The organism is Chryseobacterium sp. UNC8MFCol, assembly GCF_000482305.1.
In the GTDB taxonomy this organism is placed as follows: Bacteria; Bacteroidota; Bacteroidia; order Flavobacteriales; family Weeksellaceae; genus Chryseobacterium; species Chryseobacterium indologenes.
Genome location: NZ_KI535292.1, coordinates 1 through 9,046, shown reverse-complemented (window position 1 = coordinate 9,046; position 9,046 = coordinate 1). Strand labels below are relative to the sequence as shown.

4 protein-coding genes are annotated in these 9,046 nt (G+C 33.0%); all 4 read left to right on the top strand.

Annotated elements, in window-relative coordinates:
- A partial coding sequence (locus tag M030_RS24630; protein ID WP_034722919.1) for a T9SS type A sorting domain-containing protein occupies positions 1 to 669 on the top strand: 669 nt, incomplete at its 5' end.
- Complete coding sequence (locus M030_RS0120340) at positions 666 to 5,309, top strand: DUF5977 domain-containing protein (protein WP_027375082.1); 4,644 nt, start codon at positions 666 to 668, stop codon at positions 5,307 to 5,309. The genes M030_RS24630 and M030_RS0120340, both read left to right, overlap by 4 nt.
- Before the next feature lie 4 nt (positions 5,310 to 5,313).
- Complete coding sequence (locus M030_RS0120335) at positions 5,314 to 8,451, top strand: hypothetical protein (protein WP_155860291.1); 3,138 nt, start codon at positions 5,314 to 5,316, stop codon at positions 8,449 to 8,451.
- A gap of 13 nt (positions 8,452 to 8,464) precedes the next feature.
- Positions 8,465 to 9,046, top strand: a 582-nt coding sequence (locus M030_RS24625) for a hypothetical protein (protein WP_155860256.1), incomplete at its 3' end; no start/stop codon positions are given.

The window sequence follows — 9,046 nt, the reverse complement described above, 5'->3', positions numbered from 1 at the left end:
ATTGAAGAAGGCACAGATCTATGGTTGATTGCTGTAAACGAAAGAGGTGATGAAGAGTGGCAAAGATCCTACAATTTCAAAAACCGGGATATCCTGATGGGAATGAATGTGATGATGAAGAGCCAAGAATCAAGATCCAAGAATCAAGATGTTACCACAGGAATTTTACTTGGTGGTTATACCCAGGCGGAAGGAAGAGTTCAAAAGGACGATGAAACGTTTTGGATGCTCTATCTGGACGGAAACGGCAATGAACAGTGGAGAAAACACGTAAGCGGAGAATTGAGACAAAAAGAAGAGCGACTTTCAGACTTGAAACTGAACAGAGACGGTTCGATTATCCTTGCCGGAACCAGTGCCACAGAATTAGGAAAGGAAAACTGGAAGATCGTAAAACTGGGAGATAAACAGATAGACCAGCTGATTCCAAAATATGATATTAAAATCTATCCGAATCCTGTTTCAGACTATGCATACGTAGAAATTGGCTTTGATTTCAAAGAAGCTGAGATTGTGTTGTACGATATGAGCGGAAGACAGCTTCAGAGTTTGAAAACGAAGAATAAAGTAACCAAAATCAATACCCAGGCTTTAGTTCAGGGAGCTTATCTGGTGGTGATAAAAACGGATAACAATAAAACGGCGAATGCTAAATTGATTAAACGATGAAAAAAATAAAAATATACCCAAGATTTTCAACCAGTAAGAAGGACAAAAATAATAATATAAATATGCTGTGGGAAAGAGTATTGTTAATCTGTATACTCCTTATAGTGAGTGATTTTAAAGGGCAAACATCAGAATATCAAACAAAGACTATTGATATTAAATCTCCACAGAGTTATGAGATGGAGAGATTTGGAAATACACCTGTAAATCTATATTCCGGAAATATTGACTTAGACATTCCAATATACTCGGAAAAAATATTAGGAACAGAAGAAAACTTTAACATTAATTTAGCATACAATTCTTCAGGATTTATACCTGCCAAACAATCCAATTATGTGGGGCAGGATTGGTTTCTTAACTATGGAGGAGTTATTACGCGCACTATAAAAAATCTTCCTGATGATGTAAAACATAATCCATTTATATCAGGAGATAATGATGGAGGAGGTTATTTGGTAGGAGCCAGGGCTTCTACATCTTTCGGATTAACCAATCAGGCTGTTTTTGATATTCAGTATCCTCGTACACCCTTGCATACGACGCCTCCATACACATATTTTCCTTACTTAAGTCCACAACAATTGGTCGGTAAATTTTATGAATTGGAACCTGATAAATTTAATTTTAATTTTATGGGTATATCTGGGTATTTCTATATTGATATTAATCTAAAACCAGTAATTGTGTGTAATGATTCTAATCTGCAAATAGATATTAACGGACTTGCTACACAAAATGATCCTAGTTCTACCTGTATACCTGATTTTTCTCAAATTATCATTACAGACGGAAAAGGATATAAATATTATTTTGGAGGAAATGCTGATAACCTTGAAATTTCATATGATCTTGGACTTTTGGGTGAAACTCCAATATATACCCCTCGCTATAATATGAAAATAATGTCATGGTATCTGACCAGAGTTGAATATATAAATGGACGAAATATTGTTATTGAAAATAAAAAGTATGGTTCTGACTGGAATAACTTTTGTCATGGCAACTATTTTCCACCCCAAGATTATACTGAAAATTATGCTAAAGGTATAAAACAAGGCTTTTTTGATTTGAATTTTTATGTATCGGGAAAACGTGAAATAAAACCAGCTAAAACGGAGACTAATTTTTATGCCGGCCCTGAAGGCAATTTTAAAGGAGCAACGAGCATGAATTTGGTTAAAAAAGTATTTCCAGAGAAGATAACCATTGATAATATAGCATCCATAGTATTCAACTATACGGAATTTCCGGCCTTTACATCCCATGTAGACCATTATGGCTCACCATATGCTTATGGATATAAGTCTTTTAAATTAAATAAAATATCGGTTTATAACAATCAAAATCAAGAAATAAAAGCAGTCAATCTTAATTATAATCGAATAAAAGATTATTTTTTTCTGTCCTCAGTTGTAGATAGTGATAAAAAATATTCATTTGATTATTATAAAACTTTCAACCTTCCGGAACATACCACCCATGGTATTGATTTTTGGGGGTATTGGAACGGTAAGCCTGAAGATAATCACCTTACACCTGACTATATTTTTAATAATTCATTCCTAAGTTCAGACATTATTGGAGATCAAAGAAATCCTAATTCCGAATTAAGTGATGTAGGATTATTAAGAAAAATTGAATATCCTACCGGAGGCTATTCCTCTTTTTATTATGAACCTCACATGTATTCAAAAACAATTTGGAAGGATATAAATTCTCATTATTTACAATATCTGAAAAGTCAAGCAGGGACCACTGGAGGTGCGAGAATAAAGAAAATAATTGATTTTGATGGAGTGCATCACCAAACCCGCGACTTCATGTACGTACAAGATGCTAATAATGGTTCTATTTCTGCTAAAAGTAGTGGGATTAATAACTCTTTTTTTTCGTATGTTTATTTAGACTATCCTCAGCTTGATATGATTCTTGCTCCAACTCTTAATAATGTAATACCAACTGAGTTTATTAATAGCTTAAATCCAAATACATACTCCAGAAATCCAGTCAATTACTCACAGGTAAATGAATTGGTCAATAATAAACTTTATAAGAAATATTATTTTTCAGATTTAGAGAACATTCCTGACGGTTTGCCGGATAAGGTTATTAAAAAAGATTATATTTCAAGTAATATCCCAGATTTTGAAATTTACAGAAATTTAACCATGCCATATGTGGACTATAGTTATTATAGGGGAAGACTCCTTAAAACACATTATATAGGTGAGCAAGGAACCCCTGTAAAGACCGTTGAAAACCAATATGGTTTGATCAAATTACAAAATAAAGATCAATTTGTAACCTGGGGAGCTTTTGAACATCTTATGTATAATCGTTATTATAAGATTAATCTTAATCAACAGCGTGTTATTTCTACAAGCACAACAGATTTCCTAAATGGAAATACAATAAATAAAAAAACAGATTATTTCTATGATACTAACTTAACCAATAATCTTTTATCATATGAATCGACTTTTGCTGATCAAACAAAATCAAAAATAACCTATAAATATGCTAATGATATTCCAGGTTCCTCTGATCTTATCCAGAAAAATATAATAGGTATTCCTTTAGAAACAACAAGTTATAAAAATAGTATTCCTATCTCCAAAACAAAACTTAGCTATTCTACTAACTGGAATGGACATACAAAACTTTTACCAAAACAGGTTCAGTGTATATTACTTAATACTATTAACAATACTTCTGAAGTCTCAGATAATGAAGTGATCTATGATCAATATGATACCAAAGGAAATTTGGTACAATATCATACTAAATCAGATGTTAATGTAAGTATTGTTTGGGGATATGACCAAACGCTACCTATTGCAAAAATTGAAGGAATTGACTACAATTCTTTAATTGCATTATCAGGAATGCCAGACTTAATTAATGATTTGCAAGCTAAATCAGTTGCTGATGTAGATGATTCTACAGAACAAACGCTTAACAATGCATTGGATAATTTCAGAAAAAATCAGTTCTTGGTTAATTATCAAATAACCACCTATACTTATAATCCTTTAATTGGTGTCAGCAGTATTACTCCATCTAATGGTATCCGAGAAATATATAAATATAACACAACTACTAATAAAATAGAAAAAATTGTTTCAACAGAAAAAGAGCTATTAAAAGAATATCAATATAAATTAAAACAACCTACCAGTGGCTTATTTTATAATGATGAAATATCCAATTATTATATTAAAAGCAATTGCCCTGGTGGTTTTGTGGGTGAACGATATTTATACGTTGTCCCTGAGCAAAAATACAGTTCAACCATTAGTAAGATGGATGCTGATCTAAAAGCAATGGCTGATTTAAACAGTAATGGACAATCACAAGTAAATTTATATGGAAATTGTGCCCCTTCTACTTGTACTTTCAATTCTACAGATGCTATTCCGCATTGGTCTGTAGGAGTTACGAAAATTTCTTCTTCAACTGTACAATTGACTTTTGATGGAGTATTTATAGCTGATGATCTTGTCCTAAAAAACTTATTATTACAAGGAGTAAAAGTTGGAAAGATCACTGGAAGTTGTGTGCCTTCTGCTAAACGATATAATGAAATAACTAGCCGAAATAGAGTATGGTCTATTTCTGTAGAACCTAATGGAGATATTATAGTTAAATTTCTTTATGAGACTGCTCCCAACACTCCTTCCTCAATTGTTAATTTCATGTGTTCATATGATTTGTATTACTACAATTCAGAACAAAAACAAAGCTTCATACGCAATAATTGTCCTACAGGAACTTCTGCATCAGGTACTTACACTTATACGGTTCCGGCCCATACCTATATGTCTGAAACTTCTTCTTGGGATGCTGATGAAAAAGCATTAGCTGATATTGCTGCTAATGGACAGAATGTAGCTAATGCAAATTCTGTATGTTTATTTTTCAACACAGAAAAAAGCCAAACATTTACTAAAAATTGTCCTCCTGGGGGAGCTGCAAACTATACCTATGTAGTACAAGCCAAAAAATACTCTTCTGATATTAGCCAAGCAGATGCAGACCAAAAAGCATTAGATGATATCAGTGCCAACGGACAAAATGTGGTAAACACCGTTCCATGTTTCTATAATGTGGCAAAAAGTAAAGTATTTACCAAAAATTGTCCTTCTGGTGCATTGCCAAATAGTTATACCTACACAGTACCGGCTAAAAAATATTCTTCTGATATTAGCCAAGCAGATGCCGATCAAAAAGCAATAGATGATATAAATAGTAATGGTCAAAATGAAGCTAATAATAATCCTTGTACATATCCTAATTGTGACATAGTATCTCTAAATGGTATTACATTAGGATTAAGTTCTTTTATTACCCAACCAACCTTTGGGCATTTTAAAGCAAATTTGAGTTTGATTGCGCCTAATAATACCTATTGGTACAATAGCAGTATGGCAAACATTCCGATGTCTTGTAGGCCTAGCTCTACTAAAGTGATTAATAACATTGTTGAGTATGGTACAAAAACAATATGGAAAATTACAATAGATGCCAATGGAAACATTACTCTTACTCCAAGTGTGACAGATCCTGGGCCTACTCATGGCGGAATGGCAATTGCTGGCAAAGGCGCTTCCTTCACTTTTGAATATGATAAAAACTAAACCGATGAAAAAAATAACAATATTATTTCTCATACATATTTCTTTACTTTTTCTATCACAGACAAAACCACCAGAAAGCTATTCATTGATAAGGGGAGTGAATGAAAGTATTAATCTGAACAGAGGCTTGGTAGATCTTACTCTTCCTTTATTTGACATTACAGAAGGAGGATTTAAACTAAGTAATAGCCTTAATTATGAATCCAGAGGTTTTGTTCCCTACTTATATCCAAGCTTCGTAGGTTTGAACTGGAATCTTAACCAGTTCGGAAAAATAACCCGTGAATCAAGAAAAATTGATTTTACCACCACGGCAAATAAAATTCTTAATCCTTTTTATGGTCATTCAGGTGGAAGCTTAAATTATTTACAATATTCTTCATTTCAATATGATGATGTTCGCAGTTATGATAGAAATGACTGCATCAAGACCGTTTTTGCAAATAATGCGAAGAAAAAACAAATTTTTGATAATTCAGGTGATTATTATGCTACCAACCAGTTCCAAGGCGCTCAAGGATATTACGGTAAGTCTTATAACTACGAGCCGGATAAGTACTATTTCGATTTTATGGGATATAGAGGTTATTTTGTTGTGGATAATACGATGAAGCCTGTTGTTCATTGTGAAAATGCCTCTTTGGCTGTTGATATATCGGGAGTAAACTGTTATGACATTTTTGGAAATATTTCCTTTTCACAATTTGTAATACATGATGATAAAGGGAATAAGTATATTTTTGGAGGAAACACAGATGCTCTGGACATTAACTATAGCTATAATAGATTTACCTATTACATCCCTGTAGATACTGCGCCCTTTAACTATAAAGGATCTAGCTCAAACCGTACAAACTATATTGATTCCTGGTTATTAAAGAAGATTATTCTAGCCAATGGATCCGAAGTCAATGCTTATTACAGACAAAATGATCTTACCTTACTTAATAATTACAGAGGAACATACTCAGGGTATAATGGTCAGCAGAATATCAATTATACTCAGGAAAATAATCATGTTTATTATATCAATGAAAATACGGGATTTCCTGCCAAACAAGACCTTTTACAGAATAATCTTTCTGTAAAACATTCCAGATCTATAATGGGTGATTTTGATAATAATATGGAAAACTTCGAAACTCAGGTAGATACGTATACCAAGATGGCAGTATTGGACAGTATTAGGATTAATGATGTTACTGTAGCATACAAATACCATAATACTCTTAACCCTTTGGAACTTAGCAATAATTATCTGGATGAAATTATTGTGAAGAGAAAAAATAAAATCATCAAGAAAATGGATCTGGTTTATCAGGAGCTAGGGGGCACCAATAAAAGAACTTTTTTAAAGCATATAAATAACTCTGCAGGTGAAAATATTGGATTTGATTATTATAATACAGATGATTTTCCTGCATATAAAAACAGTGCGATACTAACCTACATTGGTGGAGTGTGGAATGGAAGCCATTCTATTTATTATAGTCCTGCTGCCACGCAATACCAGAACTCTTATGATACAGGTTTATTAAAGAAAGTCACATATCCTACTAAAGGAAGTACCACCTATAGCTACGAATTTTCTGATTATTCAAAAATAATGGCTTATAGTAAGTATTATAGTGGCATCAATATACTTGATTACCAGCATTCTATTAATGCTCCCAGGATAAAAAAGAAAGTCGAAAGAAGCATGCCTGGCGATAGTATAGTAACTAAATATAGTTATTTAAATAATACAGGAACCTCTTCCGGAGTTTTAGAAGTAGGAAAGTTATATTCGCTTGACATTATCAATGGTACTTATCTGAAAAATATGCGAGGTCCTGTTGCACCAAACATACAAGGTCTGGTAAAATACAGTTTGGTTAAAGTCTCTACTGAAGGAAAGGGTTCCAATAAACTGTACTTTAGTGATTATTTAACTAATTCCGATACCCTTACTGTTAGGTATGATCATCAGGCACATGAGTATCTCTCCAAAAGCAATGAAAGAGGAAAATTATTAAAAGAACTTGTTTATAACAATAATAATACTTTGCTTAGGGAAACCACGTATAAATACCGGAACTTCCTTGGTAAACTCCCTGTGATAAACAGTATGGAGAATTGTACAAATTGTAAAGTATCTGATTTAAATTATTATATAAGCGCAAAAAGTGAGCCTATTATGTATAATAATAATTACTACAGCTATAATAATATATATACAATGTATGTTCCGGTGATTCCTTATTTATTGAGCTCTCAAACGACCAAAGAATATTTTGGTGACAAGGTTATTGAAACAGTTAAAAAAAACATATATAATGATACATCCAATAACCGGGGTTGGCATCCTTATCCAATTGAAGAATCAATTACAACATCAAGAGGAAATGCTATCAAAAAATATTTGTTTGCTCCTGATCTTCTTACTTCTGGTTGCAGAACGTACTGCCCCAATGATGAAACTAGAGTGGGAGGACAACAGTCCACCTATTATTCTATGATTAATGATAACATTATTTATCCTATTATAGAAATCAGCAAAAACGAAAACAATAAATATTCACTTACGGAAAATCTATTTTATTCATATCCGTATAATATCAAAAAGAAAAGACATTCATTACTTGACAAACCTTTGGATTTTATCAATTATAAGATTTCTCTCACAAATAATATAATTGACGATATCAATTTTGATCTCTATGATAATAAATCAAATGTTCTTCAATATACAACAAAAGATAGCGTGCCAACTACTACAATTTATGGATATAATCAAACACTTCCTATTGCAAAGATTACAGGAATAACTTATCAACAATTAATGCAAATATTTGGATTAAATAATACTCCTAATGGATATCTAGACTTAGATATTGTTTCCAAATCAAATTCCGATAATGATTCAGCAAGTGAACAATTATTACTTAACGCTCTAAACAGTTTCAGAAACAATCCAGCATTGAAGAATTATACAATTACAACATACACTTACAATCCGTTAATTGGTGTAACAAGCATCACTCCTCCATCCGGGATCAGGGAAGTCTATGTTTATGATTCAGCCAACAGGTTGAAGGAAATCAGAGAACAAAGCCAGAGCGGCAATTTATTAAAGGAATTTAAATACAACTACAAACAATAAAAAAACAGAAATTATGAAAAAAACATGTTTAACAATCGCATTACTATTAGCTTCTATAATGTATGCACAGGAAATAGCATTTGATAAATTGTACAGCAACTCCGATGCTGCCAATTATTCTATAGGACATTATGCTACGCCAAATTCAGACGGCCTTAAAATCAACTGGTATGGGGGAATAAGAATGGCAACAGCCGCCGGTACGGTTCTTCAGGTATCAAGAGATGGTAATATAGGAATCGGAACAACGGAACCTGTCCAGAAATTAGATGTTTCCGGAAATATTATCACCGGGGCAGGCAGTTCTGCAGAAGGAATTAATGCTTTTGCGATACGATATGAGGATGGTTCATTAAGCAACTGGGGAGTCTTGCGAAGCTCAGCCTCTACCTATATGAGTTTTGGAGTTAAAGCAAATCCCTCCAATGTAGGTTGGTTATCCAGTAACGGAACCTTAAACTTTGTAAAAGCCGCTGTTACTCTGGATAATGAAGGATTTCGATTTCTTGCCTCGCCTGCGCAGCAAACCCCATTGAATTCCCCTGTAAACATGAATGAGCTTTTGAAAATTTCCACGAATGGTAATGCTTCATTA